Annotated in this window: 19 protein-coding genes; 12 read left to right on the forward strand and 7 right to left on the reverse strand. The window is 61.5% G+C overall.

The features are described from left to right. The first annotated feature begins 70 nt into the window (after positions 1-70). Positions 71-316: a sulfurtransferase TusA gene (tusA, locus tag ACOWVD_RS20085; protein ID WP_025304890.1), complete on the forward strand. Its 246-nt coding sequence runs from the start codon at positions 71-73 to the stop codon at positions 314-316. Between the two features lie 80 nt (positions 317-396). Here the strand turns inward: tusA and ACOWVD_RS20090 are convergent, their stop codons facing one another. Further along, positions 397-2,715, reverse strand: a complete 2,319-nt coding sequence (locus ACOWVD_RS20090) for a zinc/cadmium/mercury/lead-transporting ATPase (protein WP_421105750.1) — start codon at positions 2,713-2,715, stop codon at positions 397-399. 684 nt (positions 2,716-3,399) lie between these two features. Here ACOWVD_RS20090 and ACOWVD_RS20095 point away from each other — a divergent pair. After that, on the forward strand, positions 3,400-4,863 hold the full coding sequence (locus ACOWVD_RS20095) for a serralysin family metalloprotease (RefSeq protein WP_021504810.1): 1,464 nt from the start codon (positions 3,400-3,402) through the stop codon (positions 4,861-4,863). 55 nt (positions 4,864-4,918) lie between these two features. Beyond that, positions 4,919-5,296 carry an AprI/Inh family metalloprotease inhibitor gene (locus tag ACOWVD_RS20100; protein WP_004934320.1) on the forward strand — a complete coding sequence of 126 codons (378 nt, stop codon included), beginning with the start codon at positions 4,919-4,921 and terminating at the stop codon, positions 5,294-5,296. 40 nt (positions 5,297-5,336) lie between these two features. Here ACOWVD_RS20100 and ACOWVD_RS20105 read toward each other — a convergent pair whose 3' ends face one another. Further along, a complete protein-coding gene (locus ACOWVD_RS20105) occupies positions 5,337-5,963 on the reverse strand; it encodes a lysoplasmalogenase (RefSeq protein WP_015376282.1) in 627 nt (208 codons plus the stop codon). Between the two features lie 160 nt (positions 5,964-6,123). Here ACOWVD_RS20105 and ACOWVD_RS20110 point away from each other — a divergent pair, with 160 nt between their 5' ends. Further along, on the forward strand, positions 6,124-6,480 hold the full coding sequence (locus ACOWVD_RS20110; protein ID WP_015376283.1) for a DUF2500 domain-containing protein: 357 nt from the start codon (positions 6,124-6,126) through the stop codon (positions 6,478-6,480). Between the two features lie 3 nt (positions 6,481-6,483). Here ACOWVD_RS20110 and ACOWVD_RS20115 read toward each other — a convergent pair whose 3' ends face one another. Beyond that, the gene (locus ACOWVD_RS20115; RefSeq protein ID WP_004934327.1) at positions 6,484-6,756 is read right to left on the reverse strand and encodes a DUF1145 family protein; all 273 of its coding nucleotides are present in this window, start codon (positions 6,754-6,756) and stop codon (positions 6,484-6,486) included. After that, on the reverse strand, positions 6,746-7,366 hold the full coding sequence (gene rsmD, locus ACOWVD_RS20120; protein ID WP_015376284.1) for a 16S rRNA (guanine(966)-N(2))-methyltransferase: 621 nt from the start codon (positions 7,364-7,366) through the stop codon (positions 6,746-6,748). Before rsmD ends, ACOWVD_RS20115 begins: the two co-directional genes overlap by 11 nt. Positions 7,367-7,608: 242 nt before the next feature. Between rsmD and ftsY the strand changes: the two genes are divergently transcribed. The 4 genes from ftsY (at position 7,609) to rpoH (ending at position 12,053) form a co-directional block, all read left to right on the forward strand. After that, positions 7,609-9,258: a signal recognition particle-docking protein FtsY gene (gene ftsY, locus ACOWVD_RS20125; protein ID WP_421105751.1), complete on the forward strand. Its 1,650-nt coding sequence runs from the start codon at positions 7,609-7,611 to the stop codon at positions 9,256-9,258. A gap of 5 nt (positions 9,259-9,263) precedes the next feature. Beyond that, positions 9,264-9,935 (forward strand): cell division ATP-binding protein FtsE, encoded by a 672-nt coding sequence (ftsE, locus tag ACOWVD_RS20130; RefSeq protein WP_004934337.1) that lies wholly within the window; start codon positions 9,264-9,266, stop codon positions 9,933-9,935. Next, positions 9,925-10,878 (forward strand): permease-like cell division protein FtsX, encoded by a 954-nt coding sequence (ftsX, locus tag ACOWVD_RS20135; RefSeq protein WP_004934340.1) that lies wholly within the window; start codon positions 9,925-9,927, stop codon positions 10,876-10,878. Before ftsE ends, ftsX begins: the two co-directional genes overlap by 11 nt. 317 nt (positions 10,879-11,195) lie before the next feature. Next, positions 11,196-12,053 carry an RNA polymerase sigma factor RpoH gene (gene rpoH / locus ACOWVD_RS20140; RefSeq protein ID WP_004934345.1) on the forward strand — a complete coding sequence of 286 codons (858 nt, stop codon included), beginning with the start codon at positions 11,196-11,198 and terminating at the stop codon, positions 12,051-12,053. A 64-nt stretch (positions 12,054-12,117) separates the two neighbouring features. On the opposite strand, the gene ACOWVD_RS20145 is transcribed toward rpoH, so the two are convergent. From ACOWVD_RS20145 to panM, 3 genes are read right to left on the reverse strand one after another with little or no spacing between them, the layout of a single operon-like run. Further along, a complete protein-coding gene (locus ACOWVD_RS20145) occupies positions 12,118-14,136 on the reverse strand; it encodes a hypothetical protein (protein ID WP_197763975.1) in 2,019 nt (672 codons plus the stop codon). Positions 14,137-14,179: 43 nt separating this feature from the next. Further along, positions 14,180-15,397 (reverse strand): DUF3142 domain-containing protein, encoded by a 1,218-nt coding sequence (locus ACOWVD_RS20150; RefSeq protein ID WP_197843138.1) that lies wholly within the window; start codon positions 15,395-15,397, stop codon positions 14,180-14,182. Then, positions 15,394-15,786 carry an aspartate 1-decarboxylase autocleavage activator PanM gene (gene panM / locus ACOWVD_RS20155; RefSeq protein ID WP_015376288.1) on the reverse strand — a complete coding sequence of 131 codons (393 nt, stop codon included), beginning with the start codon at positions 15,784-15,786 and terminating at the stop codon, positions 15,394-15,396. Before panM ends, ACOWVD_RS20150 begins: the two co-directional genes overlap by 4 nt. Before the next feature lie 405 nt (positions 15,787-16,191). Here panM and ACOWVD_RS20160 point away from each other — a divergent pair, with 405 nt between their 5' ends. The 4 genes from ACOWVD_RS20160 (at position 16,192) to livG (ending at position 20,398) form a co-directional block, all read left to right on the forward strand. Beyond that, positions 16,192-17,307 (forward strand): branched-chain amino acid ABC transporter substrate-binding protein, encoded by a 1,116-nt coding sequence (locus tag ACOWVD_RS20160; RefSeq protein ID WP_004934358.1) that lies wholly within the window; start codon positions 16,192-16,194, stop codon positions 17,305-17,307. 117 nt (positions 17,308-17,424) lie between these two features. Beyond that, positions 17,425-18,351, forward strand: a complete 927-nt coding sequence (livH, locus tag ACOWVD_RS20165; protein WP_015376290.1) for a high-affinity branched-chain amino acid ABC transporter permease LivH — start codon at positions 17,425-17,427, stop codon at positions 18,349-18,351. After that, on the forward strand, positions 18,348-19,631 hold the full coding sequence (locus ACOWVD_RS20170; protein WP_164095915.1) for a high-affinity branched-chain amino acid ABC transporter permease LivM: 1,284 nt from the start codon (positions 18,348-18,350) through the stop codon (positions 19,629-19,631). Before livH ends, ACOWVD_RS20170 begins: the two co-directional genes overlap by 4 nt. Beyond that, positions 19,628-20,398, forward strand: coding sequence for a high-affinity branched-chain amino acid ABC transporter ATP-binding protein LivG (gene livG / locus ACOWVD_RS20175; protein WP_164095916.1), 771 nt, complete (start codon positions 19,628-19,630; stop codon positions 20,396-20,398). The genes ACOWVD_RS20170 and livG overlap by 4 nt, the downstream gene beginning before the upstream one ends.

Here is a 20,398-nt window from a genome sequence, read left to right on the forward strand (position 1 = left end):
ACCGGCGTAAACTAGGCGCTAATGAGATGCGGCGAGCGTTCGCCGATCGTTTTTGAACGAGAAAAATTGCATGACTGACTTATTTGCCCAGGCAGACCAGACGCTCGACGCGCTGGGGCTGCGCTGTCCGGAACCGGTGATGATGGTGCGTAAAACCGTGCGCCATATGGACAACGGCGAAACGCTGCTGATTATCGCCGACGATCCGGCCACCACCCGCGATATCCCGGGGTTCTGCCGCTTTATGGAGCACACGCTGGTGGCGCAGGAGACCGAACAGGCGCCATACCGTTATCTGTTACGTAAAGGCGTCTAACGGCGGCGCGGCCGAGTTAAAAGTTTCCTCCCCCAAATGACAACGGGCGCGGTATGCCGCGCCCGTGTTTGTTTCAGAGCTTAGCTGCGTTTTCTCAATAGCCGCAGCGCGTTGGCGGTGACCAGCGCGGTGGCGCCGGAGTCAGCCAGTACCGCCAGCCACAAACCGGTCAGCCCCAGCAGGCTGGTGATCAGGAAGACCCCCTTCAACCCCAATGCGATGGTGATGTTTTGCCGGATATTGGCGTGGGTGGCGCGCGAGATGCGGATCATCTCCGCGACGCCCACCAGCCGATTGTGGGTCAGGGCGGCGTCGGCGGTTTCCAGCGCCACGTCGGTGCCGCTGCCCATGGCGATGCCGATGCTGGAGGCTTTCATCGCCGGGGCGTCGTTGATGCCGTCGCCGATCATCGCCGTCGGGCGCAGTTCGCTCAGCTCGGTGACTGCGCTGACCTTATCTTCCGGCAGCAGACCGGCGCGATAGTCGAGGCCCAGCTCGCCGGCGATCGCGGCGGCGGCGCGCGGGTTGTCGCCGGTCAGCATCACACCGCGAATGCCCAGCGCGTTCAGTTCGGCTATCGCCTGCTTGGCGTCGCCGCGCAGCGTATCGCGCAGCGCCAGCAAGCCGATGGGCGCGCCGTCTTCCAGCACCACCACCGCCGTTTTGCCGGCGTTTTCCAGCTTGTCTACCTGGCTCTGCCATTGGGTGGCGAGCAGGCCAGGCGCCAGCTTGCCCGGCGCGCTGATCAGCACGGTCTTGCCGTCCACGATCCCTTCCACGCCGACGCCGGCCAGCGCGCGGCGCGCCTGCGCCAGCGGCAACTCAGCCCCGCTTGCGGCGGCGCGGTTGATGATCGCCTGCGCCAGCGGGTGATGTGAACCGGCTTCCACCGCGGCGGCAAGCTGCAGTAGCCGCTGTTCGGTGAGCGCGCCGATCGGCAGCACGTCGGTGACCGTCGGCTTGCCTTCGGTCAGGGTGCCGGTTTTATCGAAGGCGATGGTTTGGATCTGGCCCAGTTGCTCCAGCGCCGCGCCGCCTTTAATCAGCGCGCCGCGCCGCGTGGCGGCCGCCAGTCCGGATGTGATGGCCGCCGGCGTTGAGATCACCAGCGCACATGGGCAGCCGATCAGCAGCAGCGTCAGGCCGCGATAGATCCAGGTATCCCACGGCTGCGAGAACAGCAACGGTGGCACCAGGATCACCGCGACGGCCAGCAGCATAATGGCCGGGGTGTAATAGCGGCTGAAGCGATCGAGGAAGCGTTCGATCGGCGCGCGGCGCTCCTCGGCCTCTTCAATCAGCTGCAGGATGCGGTCGATGGCGTTTTTGCCGGGCTCGGATATCACCTTCATCTGCGCCGCCTGATCGACGGACAGGCTGCCGGCGGCCACTTTCTCCCCCTGTTGGCGCTCGACCGGCACCGATTCGCCGGTCAGGGCGCTTTCATCGAAGCTGGCGAACGGATTGAGCAGCTCGGCGTCGGCCGGCAGGCGCCCACCGGGCGCGATTTCAATCACGTCGCCGGGGCGCAGGTTGGCGACCGGCACGCGTTTGCGTTCCGTGCCTTGCAGCAGCAGCGCATCTTCCGGCACCAGCTCCATCAGCGCCTTCACCCCGCGCCGTGCGCGGTTGGCGGCGTAGGATTCCAGCAGTTCGCCGACCATAAACAGCAGCAGCACCATCGCCGCTTCGGCGGTGGCGCCGATGAACAGCGCGCCGATGGCCGCCACGCTCATCAGCGTTTCGATGGCAAACGGCGTGCCGGAACGAATCAAACGCAGCGCCTTGGCGGCGACCGGCGCCAACCCGACCAGCGTGGTGGCGATAAAGGCGATGCGGCCCAGCTCCGGGTTAACCCGATCCAGCACCCAACTGACCACCATCAGGGTGGTTAACAGCAGCAGCGGCGCGAATTCGCCGAAGCGTGAGGTTTTCGGCGCGGCGGCTTTGGCGGTCTGAGCGCCGAGCAGGGTAAAGCCGGCCTGGGCGACCGCATCCTGGATCCGCAGGCTGAGGTCGGACTGCGCGTCGACCACCAGTTTCTCGGTGGCGAACAACACGCGCGCGCTGTCGACGCCGGGGAGTGCGGTGACGGCATTTTCGATTTTCTTGGCGCAGCTGGGGCAGTCCATGCCGGTGACTTTCCAGCTGAAACGTTGGCTGCCGGAAGGGGGAGCGGCGGCCAGCCTGTCGCTTTCCTCGTCCGGATCGTCGGGCGCGGCGGTGCAGCAGCCGCTATCGCCATGATCGTGATGATGGTGGGCGTGTTCGGCCTGTGCGGCGGCGTTTTTCGGTTCGCTGCTGCAGCCGTGCTGAGTTTTGCTGTGGCTGTGGTTGCAGCCGCATCCGCCTTCGGCGTGGTGATGTTCCTGATGATTATGGTTTTGCTGATTGTGCATAACGTCCCCCTGCGGGCTGTTAAACGGGTTTGCTCAACTGACTCTACACCCTGGAGTCCACTCCAGAGTCAAGCGCCGGATGAGAATTATTGCTAACGGCGTTCAAGCGTAGAAAGGGGGGGTATTCATTCAATAATGAATAATGCGGATTTTAATCTATCGGCTTTTCTTATCCCCTATTGGGGCGAAAAGGCTCGCTGCCGTTAGTTTAAATAAGAAAATAATATTCCTATAGAAACTAAAAAATCGCCCGACCTAATAATAAAGAGTTATTAATCTATAACGCTTTAGCGAAATTTACCTTTTCCCCTAAGTAAAGCCAGCATGATTCGCTTGAGTCTGCAGGCCGCATTGCTATTGAAGTTTGGTGCCAACTTATCCCCATCAAGTTTCATTTGCTTTGTAAAGAAGCCTAAAAAGCAGCATAACCAACTTTCGTTGCGATAATAAATGGTTGATTATTTTATGTGCAGTTTTGCGACCCTGCCTATAATTGGAATCGATTACCATTTTTAATGGTGATCTTATTTGCTGATATATATGCATTAATTCTACCTAACACACTGCCGGTAACGGCGCATAAGCCCCTTCCAGCAAGCTTAAGGTTTATTAACCGTGGCTTACGGGGAGGTTATGTCTATCTGTCTGATTGATATCAATCAGGTAATGAGTGGAATCGAACCAATGCAATCTACTAAAAAGGCAATTGAAATTACTGAATCTAGCCTTGCGGCCGCGGCAACCGGCTACGATGCTGTAGATGACCTGCTGCATTATCATGAGCGGGGTAACGGGATTCAGATTAATGGCAAGGATTCATTTTCTAACGAGCAAGCTGGGCTGTTTATTACCCGCGAGAACCAAACCTGGAACGGTTACAAGGTATTTGGCCAGCCGGTCAAATTAACCTTCTCCTTCCCGGACTATAAGTTCTCTTCCACCAACGTCGCCGGCGATACCGGGCTGAGCAAGTTCAGCGCGGAACAGCAGCAGCAGGCTAAGCTGTCGCTGCAGTCCTGGGCTGACGTCGCCAATATCACCTTCACCGAAGTGGCGGCCGGTCAAAAGGCCAATATCACCTTCGGCAATTACAGCCAGGATCGTCCCGGCCACTATGATTATGGTACCCAGGCCTACGCCTTCCTGCCGAACACCATTTGGCAGGGCCAGGATTTGGGCGGCCAGACCTGGTACAACGTCAACCAATCCAACGTGAAGCATCCGGCGACCGAAGACTACGGCCGCCAGACGTTCACCCATGAGATTGGCCATGCGCTGGGCCTGAGCCACCCGGGCGACTACAACGCCGGTGAGGGCAACCCGACCTATAACGACGTCACCTATGCGGAAGATACCCGCCAGTTCAGCCTGATGAGCTACTGGAGTGAAACCAATACCGGTGGCGACAACGGCGGTCACTATGCCGCGGCTCCGCTGCTGGATGACATTGCCGCCATTCAGCATCTGTATGGCGCCAACCTGTCGACCCGCACCGGCGACACCGTGTACGGCTTTAACTCCAATACCGGTCGTGACTTCCTCAGCACCACCAGCAATTCGCAGAAAGTGATCTTTGCGGCCTGGGATGCGGGTGGCAACGATACCTTCGACTTCTCCGGTTATACCGCTAACCAGCGCATCAACCTGAATGAGAAATCGTTCTCCGACGTGGGCGGCCTGAAGGGCAACGTCTCGATCGCCGCCGGTGTGACCATTGAGAACGCCATTGGCGGTTCCGGCAACGACGTGATCGTCGGCAACGCGGCCAACAACGTGCTGAAAGGCGGCGCGGGTAACGACGTGCTGTTCGGCGGCGGCGGGGCGGATGAACTGTGGGGCGGTGCCGGCAAAGACATCTTTGTGTTCTCTGCCGCCAGCGATTCCGCACCGGGTGCTTCCGACTGGATCCGCGACTTCCAAAAAGGGATCGACAAGATCGACCTGTCGTTCTTCAATAAAGAAGCGAATAGCAGTGATTTCATCCACTTCGTCGATCACTTCAGCGGCACGGCCGGTGAGGCGCTGCTGAGCTACAACGCGTCCAGCAACGTGACCGATTTGTCGGTGAACATCGGCGGGCATCAGGCGCCGGACTTCCTGGTGAAAATCGTCGGCCAGGTAGACGTCGCCACGGACTTTATCGTGTAACACAGCAACGGAACGCCCGGCGCAGTCTCGGCCGGGCGTGACGCGGGAGCCCGGTATGAAAGGTACTTTAGCGCGCACCGCTTTGGCGGCGGGTGGCATGATGGTGACGAGTGCGGTGATGGCCGGCAGTTTGGCATTGCCGACCGCGCAGTCGCTGGCGGGACAATGGCAGGTGGCCGACAGCGAACGGCAATGCCAAATCGAGTTTCTGGCGCATGAACAAAGTGAGACCAACGGCTATCAGCTGGTGGATCGGCAACAGTGTTTGCAGAGCGTGTTTGCGGCGGAAGTCGTGGGCTGGCGCCCGGCTCCGGACGGCATCGCCCTGCTGCGGGCGGATGGCAGCACGCTGGCGTTCTTCTCGCGCGACGGCGATCTGTACCGCAATCAGCTGGGTGCGGATGATGCTTTGACGTTGAAAGCGCTGGCTTGATGAAGAAACGGGTTCGGCGCGCCGAACCCGCGGTAGGTCTCTACAGGTAGAGCGAACGCACGATCAGGAAGTGGCCGGAGAAATAACAGAAAGCCACGATGGCGTCCGCCGCGCGGAAGGTGAAGCGGTAGCGGTTGAGCAGCCAAACCACGTTGGCCAGCAGCAGCAGCGAGGTGCCGGTCAGCAGCGAGAAGCCGAAATCGGTGCTGCGCAGGAAATATTGTTCGCCCGCCAGCCAGACCATCAGCAGCGTCATCGCCACGTAGGTAACGATCGGCCAGCGCATCTCTTCCAGCCGGGTCCAGACGGTGGCCAGCAGCAGTGCGCCGATCGCCAGCAGCGCCAGCGGCAGCGGCCAGAACAGGCTGAACGTCATCTGGCTGGCGAAACTCAGGGTGTACAGCAGGTGGGACAGGAAAAAGGCGCCGATGGCATACAGCACCCGTTCGCGCGGCAACAGGAGCAATGCGTCGCCGATCAGCGTCGCCAGCAGGCCGAGTACGATCAGATAACCCGCAGCGCTGAGCACCGGCGCCTGCCAGGCCAACAGCAACAGCAGCAGCAGCGTGACGGGTTTGAACACCCAGCGCTGCCAGCGCGGCCCACGGTAAGAGGCGTCGACGAACAGCCAACCGGAAAAGAATACGGCAAGGAACGGCCAACTCATTTATGTCTTCCTTATGTATGAGGGAGCCGCAACAACCGGCTCCAAACTGTCACCCATGTCACTTCTTCATTTCAGTGTAGGTAGCCTGCCGGCGATCGACAATGCTTTCTTGAGAATGCTATGTTTACGCTGATTTAGCCGCGAAGGAAATGGGAAACCGATGAGTAAGCCACCGTTATTTTTTGTCGCCGTGATTGCGCTGATCGCCGTGCTGGCCACGCAACGCTACTTCAAGCAGCGGCAGCAGGAGGCGGAAAACGATCGCGCGCCGATGCGCAGTCTGCAGGTGACGGTGAGCGACAAACGCGCGGTGCCGGTCACCAAGACCCGCGCGCCGCAGCGCGAGCCGTTGGTCAATGAACCGATGAATTACGAGGTGGTGTTCAGCCCGGTACAGGGAGGTGAAGATATCCAGCTGCGGCTGAAGCAATGGCAGTACAACCCGATAGAAAAGGGCGCGCAGGGCACGTTGAACATGCAGGGCACGCGCTTCGTCTCGTTCACCGCTCAGCCGTAGCGGTCACTTCTTCTTGATGGGCGGCTGTTTTTTTTGCCAGGCCAGCAGCTCGAACACGCCAAAGATAAAGATCTTGGCCTCTTGCCAGTAGCTGATCGGCTGATCCTTCGGCTGGGTAGATTTCAACAGCACCAGCTGCAGGCCGTGCATCACCACCATAAAGAACAGCGCCACGTCGATGAAATACTTCAGCGGCTTGGGAAACGGATGGAACAGGTTAGAGAGCAGGAAGCCCCACACGCACAGCATCAGCAGGCGGCCCAGATTAATCAACATGGTCGGTTTTCTCTTGCGAACGAATATAAAGGCGATAGGCCACCTGGCCGGCGACCTTCTCCCGGTGCAGCTGCCAGCTGGCAGGCACGTCCGCCGCGGCGCTTTCCGCCTCGGCTTCTACATAGATCCAGGCCTCGTCGGCCAGCCAGCCGCGTTGCTCCAGCAACAGGGCGGTCTCCGCCAGCAGGCCTTTGCGAAACGGCGGGTCGAGGAACACCACGTCGAACGGTTGGCCATCGCCCGCCAGCCAGCTCAGCGCGTTGGTGTTGATAACCACCCCTTTGCCCTGCAGCAGCGCCAGATTTTTTTCCAGCTGCTGCGCCACCGGCCGTTCGAATTCGAGCAGCGTGGCGCTGCCGGCATAGCGCGACAGCGCTTCCAGCCCCAATGCGCCGCTGCCGGCGAAACAGTCGAGGCAGCGCGCGCCCTGAATCACCGGCGCCAGCCAGTTGAACAGGGTTTCGCGTACCCGATCGGTGGTGGGGCGCAGCCCCGGGCTGTTCGGCACCGGGAGTTTGCGACCGCGCCATTGGCCGCCGATGATGCGGATCTGTCCGGCTGCGGCCTGGGGCGGTTTTTTGGCCGCCGCCCGTGGCGAGAGTCTTGTCATAAGCGTTGTTTGGTTTCTTTCGCGGCGCGGGGCCGCCGAGGTTAACGAAAAGTTGTCCCTATTCTACCGGTGACGGGCGTCGGGGGGAACGGTAAAACGTTGTTGTCTGATTTCACGCCGGAAAGCATGCCGGATGCGTGTTGCTGGGCGAGGGAAAGTGATAGACTCGGCGGATTATTGTCAGCATATATCCTTCAGGTATGGAGGGTAAGCGAGCCTTCGGTACGGAGTAGAGTCATAACATGGCAAAAGATAAGAAACGTGGGTTTTTCTCCTGGCTGGGGTTTGGCCAGAAGGAGAAGGAAGAAGAGCAACAGCAACCTGAGCCGTCGGTAGAGCAGGCGGAACCTCAGGCCGCGGAGACGCCGGCTGCACCGGTCACCGCCAAGCTGGATGACAAGCTCCCCGCCCAGGAATCTGAACCTGCCGCCTCCGTCGACACCCCGGGAGAGTGGGATAACGGTCAGGCCGGCGAGCAAATCGCGGAAAATCTGCCTGCGGCGGCCGAGCATCCGGCGGCGCAAGCGCTGGCCGAAGAGATCGTCAGCGTCACCGAACAGGTGGCGGCGCAGCAGCAACCTGTCACCGAACCCGAGCCGGTCGTCGAACCCGAGCCGGTCGTCGAACCCGAGCCGGTCATCGAACCTGAGCCGGTCGTCGAACCCGAGCCGGTCGTTGAACCCGAGCCGGTCGTTGAACCTGAGCCGGTCGTTGAGCCTGAGCTGGTCGTCGAACCCGAACCGGTCGTCGAACCTGAGCCGGTCGTCGAACCCGAACCGGTCGTCGAACCTGAGCCGGTCGTCGAACCCGAGCCGGTCGTCGAACCTGAGCYGGTCGTCGAACCCGAGCCGGTCGTCGAACCCGAGCCGGTCGTCGAACCCGAGCCGGCCGTTGAGCCAGAGCCGGAAGCGGAAGAAGAGTCGCTGGAACCCGTCGTGCCGGTCGCTGCGCAAGAGCAGGAGCGCCCGACCAAAGAGGGCTTCTTCGCGCGCCTGAAGCGCAGCCTGCTGAAGACCAAGCAGAACCTCGGCTCCGGCTTTATGGGGCTGTTCCGTGGTAAAAAGATCGACGACGACCTGTTCGATGAGCTGGAAGAACAGCTGCTGATCGCCGACGTTGGCGTGGACACCACGCGCAAGATCATCACCTCCCTGACCCAGCACGCCAGCCGCAAGCAGCTGAAAGACGCCGAAGCGCTGTACGGCAAGCTGAAGGAGGAAATGTCCGAAATTCTGGCCAAGGTCGATCAGCCGCTGGATGTCAGCGGAAAAACCCCGTATGTCATCCTGATGGTCGGCGTGAACGGCGTGGGTAAAACCACCACCATCGGCAAGCTGGCGCGTCAATTCCAGGCGGAAGGCAAGTCGGTGATGCTGGCGGCGGGGGACACCTTCCGCGCCGCGGCGGTGGAACAGCTGCAGGTGTGGGGCGAACGCAACCGCATTCCGGTGGTGGCGCAGCATACCGGCGCGGATTCCGCTTCGGTGATCTTCGATGCGGTGCAGGCCGCCAAGGCGCGCGGCATCGATGTGTTGATCGCCGATACCGCCGGCCGTCTGCAGAACAAATCGCACCTGATGGAAGAGCTGAAGAAGATCGTCCGCGTCATGAAAAAACTGGACGACCAGGCCCCCCATGAGGTTATGCTGACGCTCGATGCCAGCACCGGCCAGAATGCCGTCAGTCAGGCGAAATTATTTAATGAGGCCGTGGGCTTAACCGGCATCACGCTGACTAAACTGGACGGTACCGCCAAGGGCGGGGTGATCTTCGCCATCGCCGATCAGTTCGGTATCCCGATCCGCTATATCGGCGTCGGGGAAGGCATCGAAGATTTGCGGCCGTTTAAGGCTGACGATTTTATTGAGGCACTTTTTGCCCGAGAGGATTAATACGGATGATTCGCTTTGAACAGGTCAGTAAAGCTTATCTGGGCGGACGGCAAGCGCTGCAGGGGGTTGATTTCCATCTGCGCCCGGCGGAGATGGCGTTTCTGACCGGCCATTCCGGCGCGGGGAAAAGTACCCTGCTGAAACTGATTTGCGGTATCGAACGGCCCAGCGCCGGCCACATCTGGTTTGGCGGCCACGACATCAGCCGTTTGAAAAACCGCGAGGTGCCGTTCCTGCGCCGGCAGATCGGCATGATCTTCCAGGATCACCACCTGCTGCTGGATCGCACGGTGTATGACAACGTGGCGATGCCGCTGATCATCGCCGGCGCCAGCACCGAAGATATCCGCCGCCGCGTTTCCGCCGCGCTGGACAAGGTCGGTTTGCTGGATAAAGCGAAAAACTTCCCGATTCAGCTGTCCGGCGGTGAGCAGCAGCGTGTGGGCATCGCCCGTGCGGTGGTGAACAAGCCGGCGGTGCTGCTGGCGGATGAACCGACCGGTAACCTGGACGATGCGCTGTCGGAAGGCATTTTGCGCCTGTTTGAAGAATTCAACCGCGTCGGCGTGACCGTTCTGATGGCGACGCACGACACCGGGCTTATCGCCCGCCGCAATTACCGCATCCTGACGCTGAGCCAGGGCCGCATGCAAGGGGGCGCTCACCATGGCCAATAACGCAAAAACCGCCAAGAGCAAGGCGCTGCGCGGCGGCTGGCGCGAACAGTGGCGTTACGCCTGGATGAACGCCATCAAAGACATGCTGCGTCAGCCGTTGGCGACGCTGCTGACGGTGATGGTGATCGCCATTTCCCTGACGCTGCCGAGCGTGTGCTACATCGTGTGGAAAAACGTCAGCACCGCGGCCAGCCAGTGGTATCCGACGCCGCAGCTGACCGTCTATCTGGATAAATCGCTCGATGACGACGCGGCGCTGAAAGTGCTCGACGCCATCAAGGCGGAAGCCGGCGTGGAGAAGGTGAACTACCTGTCGCGTGAAGAAGCGCGCGGCGAGTTCCGCAACTGGTCGGGCTTTGGCGGCGCGCTGGACATGCTGGAAGAGAACCCGCTGCCGGCGGTGGCGATCGTCACGCCGAAGCTGAGCTTCCAGAGTTCGGATACCCTCAACACCCTGCGCGATCGCGTAGCGGCGGTGCAGGGCGTGGAAGAAGTGCGTATGGATGACAGCTGGTTTGCCCGCCTGGCGGCGCTGACCGGGCTGGCGGGTCAGATTGCGGCGATCATCGGCGTGCTGATGATCGTGGCGGTGTTCCTGGTGATCGGCAACAGCGTGCGTCTGAGCATCTTCAGCCGCCGCGACACCATCAACGTGATGAAGCTGATCGGCGCCACCGACGGTTTTATCCTGCGGCCGTTCCTCAACGGCGGGGCGATGCTGGGCTTTGCCGGCGCGCTGCTGTCGCTGGTGCTGTCCGGCGCGCTGGTGTGGCAGCTGGAGTCGGTGGTCGCCGGGGTAGCCAAGGTATTCGGCACCACCTTCACCCTGCACGGGCTGGGCTGGGATGAGGCGCTGCTGCTGCTGATCATCTCCGCGATGATCGGCTGGATCGCCGCCTGGCTGGCGACGGTGCAACATTTACGCCGATTTACACCACAGTAAGATTTTTTTGGTATACTCTTCTCCTGCTGCTTTTGATCGCGTTGCGGGAGAAGAGTGACCTCAAGCGAAGTCAGCACCATCCCTCTCTTCTTAGCGCACAAATTCCCTATCGGCCTGCACCTTCGTCACGTATTGTCAGCAACAATGCTTGCAAAAAAGGGTGAACTTCTGGGGCGGAATACGGTCAAAAATTGCAGCAAATGTTAAGGTGCCCGGCGTGTGGAACCGCTTTTGCTTCAGCAACTGCCGTAGAATCAATCATTTCCCCGCTGTAATAATCACCTGCATGATTTTGTATTCTCATAGAGAGGGTTTGAATGACCAAAGAAATGCAAACTTTAGCCTTAGTACCCCAAGGTAGCTTGGAAGCCTATATCCGGGCAGCCAACGCCTATCCGATGCTGACGGCAGAGGAAGAGCGGGAGCTGGCTGAACGGCTGCATTATCAGGGCGATCTGGATGCCGCTAAGCAGCTCATCCTGTCTCACCTGCGCTTTGTCGCTCATATTGCCCGCAACTATTCAGGCTATGGTCTGCCGCAGGCGGATCTGATTCAGGAAGGCAATATCGGCCTGATGAAAGCCGTTCGCCGCTTCAACCCTGAAGTCGGCGTGCGTCTGGTTTCCTTTGCGGTGCATTGGATTAAGGCGGAAATCCACGAGTACGTATTGCGCAACTGGCGCATCGTGAAAGTGGCGACCACCAAAGCGCAGCGCAAGCTGTTCTTTAACCTGCGCAAAACCAAACAGCGTTTGGGTTGGTTCAACCAGGATGAAGTGGAACTGGTGGCCCGTGAGCTGGGCGTAACCAGCAAAGACGTGCGCGAGATGGAATCGCGCATGGCGGCGCAGGACATGACGTTCGATCCGACTCCGGACGACGAGGCCCGCGACGGCCAGTCGATGGCGCCGGTGCTGTACCTGCAGGACAAGAGCTCGGACTTCGCCGAAGGCATCGAGGAAGATAACTGGGAAAGCAACGCCGCAGACAAACTGGCCTATGCGTTGGAAGGTCTGGACGAGCGCAGCCAGCATATCATCCGCGCCCGTTGGCTGGACGACGACAACAAGTCGACACTGCAGGAGCTGGCCGATCAGTATGGCGTTTCCGCCGAACGCGTGCGCCAGCTGGAAAAGAACGCCATGAAGAAACTGAAAATGGCGATCGAAGCCTGAGTCGATGCGAGATTCGATAAAAAAAGCCCGGCAAGCCGGGCTTTTTAGTGCCTGAAATTCGGCGCTATGGCGCCACGGCGGCAAAGTCTGGCGCCGGGCAGTCGTAGCCGAATTTCGCCGCCCACGGGTAGCGGGTGCCGGTGTTGATGTAGCGCTGATAAAGCGCCCGGCCGGTTTTGGCGTCGCGCTTGATAACCCAGCTGGCGGCGTTACACAGCACGGCGGCATAGGCCTGGCTCTTCGGCGGCAGCAGATCGGCCGCCTGCTGCGCCAGCCCAACCGCCTGCCAGCGATAGTGCAGGAAACGGTTGTCTTCCGCCGGTAGCGCCGCCTTGGCGCGTACCGCTTCCGCGCTGTCGATCCAACTTTTGTGCTTCAGCTCGCGGGTATCGAACGCATCCCCCAGATAGGAATAGCCGGCGCCATAGATGGCGTAGTCCGGCGTCATCTCATAGCCGGTAAATTCCAGCCCCTGGGCGCGCAGCAGGTTGGCGGCGCGATAGTAAGCCTGCGCACGCGCCAGCGGTGCGGCGGATTTGTCCTTGGCGGCCTTCAGCTCGTCGGCGTACTGCTGCGCCGCCTGCCGGTAGTTGGGGATATCGAAGTAGGCCAGCGCCTCCGGCGCTCTTCCGACGCGCATCAGCCGCCGCGCCAGCAGTTCGCGCAGCTGCACTTCCGGCGTGATCTGCTGGCCGCCGTAGTCGTCCGGGTTAACCGGCTTGAGCGGCGTCGTCGGCGCCGGGGCGTGCTTATCGACAAAGCCTTTCAACTCATCGACGGTCAGCACTCGCTCCGCCACGTCGGCCACGTCGGCCCAATAGAGCGCCTTGCCGCGATACAGCAGGTCCATCGCCTGCAGATAGTCGCCGCGGTTCAGCGCCAGGATGGCCTGTTCGCCGGCCACCCGGCATTCGGGCACGATGGTTTCCGCAACGAAGTCGGCGTTGCGTTGCTCGCCCCAGCTTTCGTCGGCGGGGAACGCGCTTGCCGCCTTGGCGTAGGCGGCGGTGGCGGCTTTCACATCGCCGTCGCGCAGCGCCATTTTGGCGCGCAGCCACCACGCCAGGCCGCTGTCGCCGGCGCTTTTCAGCAGGCTCGCCGCCATCGGGTACTGCCCCGAACGGTAAGCCAGCGCCGCCAGCCGATCGCTGCCGGCGAAGCCGCTTTTCACTGAGCCGTCCAGCAGCGTCAGGATCTGGCTGATGATTTGTGCGGAGCGGCCGTTGCCGTCGGTATCCGCCATTTGCAGGTTGCCGCTGCGAGCGAACAGCTCAATGGTCACCAGCTGCTGGATCAACGGATCGCCGATAATCTGTTTCAGCGTGTCCAAATGGTCGGGGTTGACCAGGAAGCTGGAGACGTACTGCAGCGACTGCCCGCCGCTCGGATCGCCCTGCGCCGCCTGCTGTGCGTACAGGTGGGCGGCGGGGGCGACCTCACCCAGCCATAGGTGGATGCGCGCCTGCTGCCCAAGGCTGCTCAGCGCCAGCTGATCGGGATCGGCGGCGCCGTTTTTCACCCGATCGATCACCTGCTGGAATGCAGCCAGCGCCTGTTCAAGCGCGGCTTTTGGCGGGTGCTCGGCGGCGGGGGCCGCTTCACCGGATTCGTTCACCGGCGTCCCGTGGTCCGCCATCAGTACCCGCCCCAGCGAATACTGCGCCCGCAGCCCCCAATCGCCCTGCTCGGCGGCCGATAGCTTCAGCACCTGCTGGAAATAGTCTGCGGCGCGCGGATCGTGGCTGGCGAAAGCCACGGCGCCCAGTTGATAGAGACGCGCAGCGTTGGACAACCCCTGCGTATTGACGGCGTCAGCCTCTTCCACCGTTTTGGCGGCGCGCATTTTGCCGATCGCTATCGTTTCCGGCGATTGCGGCATCGGTTTCGGCGGCATCGGCGGCGGCGGGGCCTGCCAGTGCGGCAACTGACTGTCCGCCGGCACCAGCCGGCCGGCTTCGAAGGCGAAATTGCCCTCCGGCATATACAGCAGGGTGCCGTTGCGGTCGATCAGCAGCCGGTTAGGAAAATCCGGGCCGCAGGCATAGCCGTTCAGCGGCAGCGCCAGCGCGGCGCCGATCAGCATGGCCAGCGGAAGAAGGCGGCGGGTGTTCCGTGCCGCGCGCGAATCAAGGTGTGACAAGGGTGCCTCCTGGCGTCAGTTGTTGGCAGCGCAGCCAACCCAGCGGCCGGGATTGCCCGGCGCGCAGCTGGTCGCCGCTGATGCGAATAAAGCGTTGCCGTTGCAGTGCGGATTCCAGCCGGTAGTTGCCGACCGCGTCCGCCGCCAGGCAGTCGTCGGCGCGGATGATGACTTCTTGCGGCAGCGGGGCGTCCACCGGCCCGTTGTTATGAATTATCAGATCATACAGCCCGTTTTGCTGTGGCTGAGGCCTAAATTTTACCTGCCAGTCGACATTCAGCGGCCGCCGTTCGATCACCGCTCGCAGCGTGGCGAGCGACCAGGCGCGCCGATCGTCCGCCAGCGGCAAGCGGAACCAGATAATGCCGCGCAGCCGGGGCGGCGTTTGCTGCGCCAGCGTTTGCAGAAAATCGGCGATCTGCTGCGGCGCGACCGTCAGTTCGCGGCCGTTGCCGGCCACGCGCAGCGAGGATTCGCTCTCCACCTGCGCGCCCTGCGCATCAAAACCCAGCAGTGCCATGCCATAAGCCGGCAGCGCGACGCGAAACGGCTTCGGTGTGACGGCGGCGTACTGCCGCACCCAGCGTAGCGCCAAGGAGCCGTCAAACAGCCCCTGCTGCGGCGAGAGCACCGCATGCACCTGCAGGACGGAACTGTCGGCCTGTTGCAGTACGCCGGGCAGGCCGGGTGAACCGATCCAGGCGGGCAGGGCGGTGATGCCGAGTTGCAAAGCGGCGGGCAGGCGTTGGCGCAGCCGCTGCAGAAAGCGTTGGTAGTCCGGCAGGCGGGCGGTGGCGGCGTCATGATCGATCTCGACGCCGGTGACGGGCAGCCCGGCCGCCTGCCAGCGTTGGGCGAGCGCCAGCAGCCGCTGGATAATGGCTTCCTGGTCCAGCTGCGGCAGTTGGCCGTCGAGGCGCGCCACCAGCCAGAGCGGGCGGCCATCCTGTTGCAATAAGCGCAGGTCGGCCGGGATTTCCCGCCAGCCCTCGCGTGGATGCACCTGCAGCGCCAGCACCCGCAGCCCGGCGAACAGATCGCGGCTGTGCGCCAGCGCATCGGCGTGCTGCGGCGTCCAGACCCGCTGCCAGACATAAACCTGCTGATCCCAGTCTGAGGCCAGGCGCAGCGCCTGCTGGCGCCCGAGGAACGCGGCCGCCAGCCCCAGCGCAATCAAGACCAGCGCCGCCAACCGGCGTTTCATTTTTGCCAGAGATCGCCCTGCGGTGCGAAGCCGCAGGCGCGCATGAAGTTCTCGACTTCCCCGCGTTCGCGCGGCGCCAGGCCGGCGGTCGACAGCTGCCAGTGAGCGACCTGCGGCAGCTGACGCTGCGCATCCTGTACCAGGTAAAGACCGACGCCGCGGCGGCGCGTCACTTCGCGCACCAGCAAGTCCTGCAGCTCGGCGCGGTCATCCTGCAGCGCAATTTTCACTGCGCCCAGCAGACGCTCGTTGAAGCGGGCGGCGAACAGCGCCTTGCCGCCGCTCAACCAGCTCTGCCACTGTTCCGGCTGCTGATGCGGCCAAATTTTACCGAGATCGATAAGGTCTTGCGGGGACAGCGCGGTCAGGCGCTCGATGGTCAGTTTCATGCAGAATTTCCGCGCAGCTAAATGATGCCGACAGTGTAATAGATCTTGTGCAGAGCGTTGTGTAAGTTTTTCTGTACGATTACTGTGCAATATGTTTTTTGCACGGGGCATTTTCCGAGTAAATAGTTAGTAAAGGGATTGTTAACCAGCACAACGCGCTACGCCTCAAGGTAAACGGCGCAGATTTAATTCGAATTTTATCCTGTTTACACCGCTTGTTTCTGCCTGATGAAGTTGATTTGCAGCAGAAAATTCCTGTTTAATGGCATGAAAAATAAAGTCTTATTAGAAAATAATGCCGACAAAGCGCCTAAATCATTATTACTTATAACAAAAGCGGTCAATAACGATCGGGCGCAGGCAAACACAACAGGTACGTTCACAACGACAGATGGGGATTTGCGGATGAAATTAACAACAGGTAAGGCACTGCTGGCGGGTTGCATTGCGATGGCCATGAGCCAGGCGGCTATGGCGAAAGACATCAAGGTGGCGATCGTCGGGGCGATGTCCGGCCCGGTCGCGCAGTATGGCGACATGGAGTTTACCGGCGCGCGCCAGGCGATTGCCGACATCAACGCCAAGGGCGGCATCAAGGGCGACAAGCTGGTCGGCGTGGAATACGACGACGCCTGCGATCCGAAACAGGCGGTTGCGGTCGCCAACAAGGTGATCAACGACGGCATTCGCTACGTGATTGGCCACCTGTGTTCCTCTTCCACCCAGCCGGCGTCCGATATCTATGAAGACGAAGGCGTGATCATGATTACCCCGGCGGCCACCAACGCCGATCTGACCACTCGCGGCTACAAGATGATCCTGCGCACCACCGGTCTGGATTCGGATCAGGGCCCGACCGCCGCCAAATACATCCTCAGCGACATCAAGCCGAAGCGCATCGCCGTGGTGCACGATAAGCAGCAATACGGTGAAGGCCTGGCGCGCTCGGTGCGCGACAGCCTGAAAAAACAGGGTACCGAAGTGGCGATGTTCGAAGGCATCACCGCCGGCGACAAAGACTTCTCCACCCTGGTGGCGCGCCTGAAGAAAGAGAATATCGATTTCGTGTATTTCGGCGGTTACTACCCGGAAATGGGCCAGATCCTGCGTCAGGCCAAACAGGCCGGGTTGACCACCCGCTTCATGGGGCCGGAAGGCGTGGGCAACTCCTCGCTGTCCAACATCGCCGGCGCCGCCTCGGAAGGCATGCTGGTGACGCTGCCGAAACGCTACGATCAGGTGCCCGCCAACCAGCCGATCGTCGATGCGCTGAAGGCCAAGAAGCTGGATCCGACCGGCCCGTTCGTCTGGACCACCTATGCCGCGCTGCAGTCGCTGACCACCGGGATGGAGCGCAGCGGCAGCCAGGAGCCGGCGGACATCGTCAAGGATCTGAAAACCGGCAAGCCGGTGGACACCGTGATGGGGCCGCTGACCTGGGATGACAAGGGCGATCTGAAAGGCTTCGAGTTCGGCGTGTTCGAATGGCATGCCAACGGCACGTCCACACCGATCAAATAAGCCATAATGATTAGGGTGGGGCGCAGCCCGCTGCGCCCGGCGGGTCGGCTTGCCGGCCCCGTCTCCCTTTACCCGCCGGTTCTCCGTCGGCGGGTTTCGCAGCCAAGGGTTCAGAGTATGTCAGAGCAGCTCCTCTATTTTCTGCAGCAGATGTTCAACGGCTTAACGTTGGGCAGCACCTATGCATTGATCGCCATCGGTTACACCATGGTTTACGGCATCATCGGCATGATCAACTTCGCCCACGGCGAGGTGTACATGATCGGCAGCTATGTCTCCTTTATCGTTATCGCCGCCCTGATGATGCTCGGCATCGACGTCGGCTGGTTGCTGATCGGCGCCGCGTTCCTGGTCTCGATCGTCATCGCCAGCGCCTACGGCTGGAGCATCGAGCGGGTAGCCTACAAACCGGTGCGCAACTCCAAGCGCCTGATTGCGCTGATCTCGGCCATCGGCATGTCGATATTCCTGCAAAACTACGTCAGCCTGACGCAGGGTTCGCGCGATCTGGCGCTGCCCAGCCTGGTGACCGGCCAGTGGGTGCTGGGGGAAAGCAACGGCTTCGCCGCCACCATCAGCACCATGCAGCTGACCATCTGGCTCGTGACCTTCCTGGCGATGCTGGCGCTGACGCTGTTTATCCGCTATTCACGCATGGGCCGCGCCTGCCGCGCCTGCGCGGAAGATCTGAAGATGGCCAGCCTGCTGGGCATCAACACCGACCGGGTGATCTCGCTGACCTTCGTCATCGGTGCGGTGATGGCGGCGGTGGCCGGGGTGTTGCTCGGCCAGTTCTACGGCGTCATCAACCCTTACATCGGCTTTATGGCCGGTATGAAAGCCTTTACCGCTGCGGTCCTGGGCGGCATCGGCAGCATTCCCGGCGCGATGATCGGTGGCCTGGTGCTGGGCGTGGCGGAAGCGCTGACCTCCGCTTATTTGAGCACCGAATACAAAGACGTGGTGTCGTTCGCGTTGCTGATCGTGGTGCTGCTGATCATGCCGACCGGCATTCTTGGGCGTCCGGAGGTTGAGAAAGTATGAAACTCAATCTGCTTAATGCGCTGATCGCCACGGCGGTGCTGTTCGTGATGGCTTCGTTCCTGATGGGCATGCAGCTCAGCCTGGACGGCACCAAACTGGTGGTGCACGGCGCGGCGGAAGTGCGCTGGATGTGGATCGGCATCGGCTGCGTCATCGTCTTTTTCTTCCAGCTGTTGCGCCCGCTGCTGCAGCAGGGCTTGAAAAAGGTCTCCGGCCCGGCGTTCGTGCTGCCGAGCTTCGACGGCACCACGCCGCGGCAAAAGCTGCTGGCGGCTCTGCTCATCGTCGCGGCGGTCGCCTGGCCGTTCCTGGTGTCGCGCGGCACGGTGGATATCGCCACCCTGACGCTGATCTACGTGATGCTGGGCCTCGGCCTCAACGTGGTGGTGGGTTTGTCCGGTCTGCTGGTGCTGGGCTACGGCGGTTTCTACGCCATCGGCGCCTACACCTACGCGCTGCTGAATCATTATTACGGTTTCGGATTTTGGGAGAGCCTGCCGCTGGCGGGTATCGTCACCGCCGCCTTCGGCTTCCTGCTCGGTTTCCCGGTGCTGCGGCTGCGCGGCGACTATCTGGCGATCGTGACGCTCGGCTTCGGCGAGATCGTGCGCATCCTGCTGCTGAACAATACCGAGATCACCGGCGGGCCGAATGGCATCAGCCAGATCCCGAAACCGACCTTTTTCGGCCTGGAATTTAACCGCAGCGTGCGCGACGGCGGTTGGGATACCTTCCATAACTTCTTCGGCCTGAAATACGATCCGAGCGATCGCATCGTGTTCCTGTACCTGGTGGCGCTGCTGGTGGTGGTGCTGACGCTGTTCGTCATCAACCGCCTGCTGCGCATGCCGCTCGGGCGCGCCTGGGAAGCGCTGCGTGAAGACGAGATCGCCTGCCGCTCGCTGGGCCTCAGCCCGACGCGCATCAAGCTGACCGCCTTTACCATCAGCGCCGCCTTCGCCGGGTTTGCCGGCACGCTGTTCGCCGCGCGCCAGGGGTTCGTCAGCCCGGAATCCTTCACCTTCGTCGAATCGGCCTTCGTGTTGGCGATCGTGGTGTTGGGGGGCATGGGGTCGCAGTTCGCGGTCATTCTGGCGGCGATCCTGCTGGTGGTGTCGCGCGAGCTGATGCGCGATCTGAATGAATACAGCATGTTGCTGCTGGGTGCGCTGATGGTGCTGATGATGATTTGGCGGCCGCAGGGGCTGTTGCCGATGAAACGGCCGCAGCTGAAGCTGCAGGCGGCGGATATTCACGCGGGTAAGGGGGAGCAGGCATGAGCGTTCAACCTTTACTGCAGGTGGAAGGCCTGTCGATGCGTTTCGGCGGGCTGCTGGCGGTCAACAATGTGGCGTTGACGCTGAACGAAGGCGAAATCGTATCGCTGATCGGCCCCAACGGCGCCGGCAAGACGACGGTGTTCAACTGCCTGACCGGTTTTTACCGCCCGAGCGGCGGCACCATCAAATTGCGCGATCGCCATCTGGAAGGGCTGGCGGGGCAGGCCATCGCCCGTATGGGCGTGGTGCGCACCTTCCAGCACGTGCGGTTGTTCCGTGAAATGACGGTGATCGAGAACCTGCTGGTGGCGCAGCATCAGCATCTGAAAAGCGGCGTGTTCGCCGGGCTGCTGAAAACCCCGGCCTTCCGCCGCGCCGAAGCCGAGGCGCTGACGCGCGCGGCGGAGTGGCTGGAGCGCGTCGGCCTGCTATCGATGGCCAACCGTTCGGCGGGCAACCTGGCCTACGGGCAGCAGCGGCGGCTGGAGATCGCCCGCTGCATGGTGACCCGGCCGGAGCTGCTGATGCTGGACGAACCGGCCGCCGGCCTCAACCCGAAAGAGACCGACGAGCTGGATCATCTGATCGTCGAGCTGCGCGATCGGCATAAGGTCTCGGTGCTGCTGATCGAGCACGACATGAAGCTGGTGATGGGCATTTCCGATCGCATTTACGTGGTGAATCAGGGCACGCCGCTGGCGCAGGGCACACCGGCGGAGATCCGCAACAACCCGGACGTGATCCGGGCTTATTTGGGCGAAGAATAA

This window comes from Serratia sp. SA088 (assembly GCF_049065515.1).
GTDB classification, from domain to species: Bacteria; Pseudomonadota; Gammaproteobacteria; order Enterobacterales; family Enterobacteriaceae; genus Serratia; species Serratia nematodiphila.

What these genes read in the sequence shown, in the direction of transcription:
- tusA (WP_025304890.1), top strand. Translation starts at nt 71, where the DNA reads ATGACTGACTTATTTGCCCAGGCAGACCAGACGCTCGACGCGCTGGGG.
- ACOWVD_RS20090 (WP_421105750.1), bottom strand. Translation starts at nt 2,715, where the DNA reads ATGCACAATCAGCAAAACCATAATCATCAGGAACATCACCACGCCGAA.
- ACOWVD_RS20095 (WP_021504810.1), top strand. Translation starts at nt 3,400, where the DNA reads ATGCAATCTACTAAAAAGGCAATTGAAATTACTGAATCTAGCCTTGCG.
- ACOWVD_RS20100 (WP_004934320.1), top strand. Translation starts at nt 4,919, where the DNA reads ATGAAAGGTACTTTAGCGCGCACCGCTTTGGCGGCGGGTGGCATGATG.
- ACOWVD_RS20105 (WP_015376282.1), bottom strand. Translation starts at nt 5,963, where the DNA reads ATGAGTTGGCCGTTCCTTGCCGTATTCTTTTCCGGTTGGCTGTTCGTC.
- ACOWVD_RS20110 (WP_015376283.1), top strand. Translation starts at nt 6,124, where the DNA reads ATGAGTAAGCCACCGTTATTTTTTGTCGCCGTGATTGCGCTGATCGCC.
- ACOWVD_RS20115 (WP_004934327.1), bottom strand. Translation starts at nt 6,756, where the DNA reads ATGTTGATTAATCTGGGCCGCCTGCTGATGCTGTGCGTGTGGGGCTTC.
- rsmD (WP_015376284.1), bottom strand. Translation starts at nt 7,366, where the DNA reads ATGACAAGACTCTCGCCACGGGCGGCGGCCAAAAAACCGCCCCAGGCC.
- ftsE (WP_004934337.1), top strand. Translation starts at nt 9,264, where the DNA reads ATGATTCGCTTTGAACAGGTCAGTAAAGCTTATCTGGGCGGACGGCAA.
- ftsX (WP_004934340.1), top strand. Translation starts at nt 9,925, where the DNA reads ATGGCCAATAACGCAAAAACCGCCAAGAGCAAGGCGCTGCGCGGCGGC.
- rpoH (WP_004934345.1), top strand. Translation starts at nt 11,196, where the DNA reads ATGACCAAAGAAATGCAAACTTTAGCCTTAGTACCCCAAGGTAGCTTG.
- ACOWVD_RS20145 (WP_197763975.1), bottom strand. Translation starts at nt 14,136, where the DNA reads ATGCTGATCGGCGCCGCGCTGGCGCTGCCGCTGAACGGCTATGCCTGC.
- ACOWVD_RS20150 (WP_197843138.1), bottom strand. Translation starts at nt 15,397, where the DNA reads ATGAAACGCCGGTTGGCGGCGCTGGTCTTGATTGCGCTGGGGCTGGCG.
- panM (WP_015376288.1), bottom strand. Translation starts at nt 15,786, where the DNA reads ATGAAACTGACCATCGAGCGCCTGACCGCGCTGTCCCCGCAAGACCTT.
- ACOWVD_RS20160 (WP_004934358.1), top strand. Translation starts at nt 16,192, where the DNA reads ATGAAATTAACAACAGGTAAGGCACTGCTGGCGGGTTGCATTGCGATG.
- livH (WP_015376290.1), top strand. Translation starts at nt 17,425, where the DNA reads ATGTCAGAGCAGCTCCTCTATTTTCTGCAGCAGATGTTCAACGGCTTA.
- ACOWVD_RS20170 (WP_164095915.1), top strand. Translation starts at nt 18,348, where the DNA reads ATGAAACTCAATCTGCTTAATGCGCTGATCGCCACGGCGGTGCTGTTC.
- livG (WP_164095916.1), top strand. Translation starts at nt 19,628, where the DNA reads ATGAGCGTTCAACCTTTACTGCAGGTGGAAGGCCTGTCGATGCGTTTC.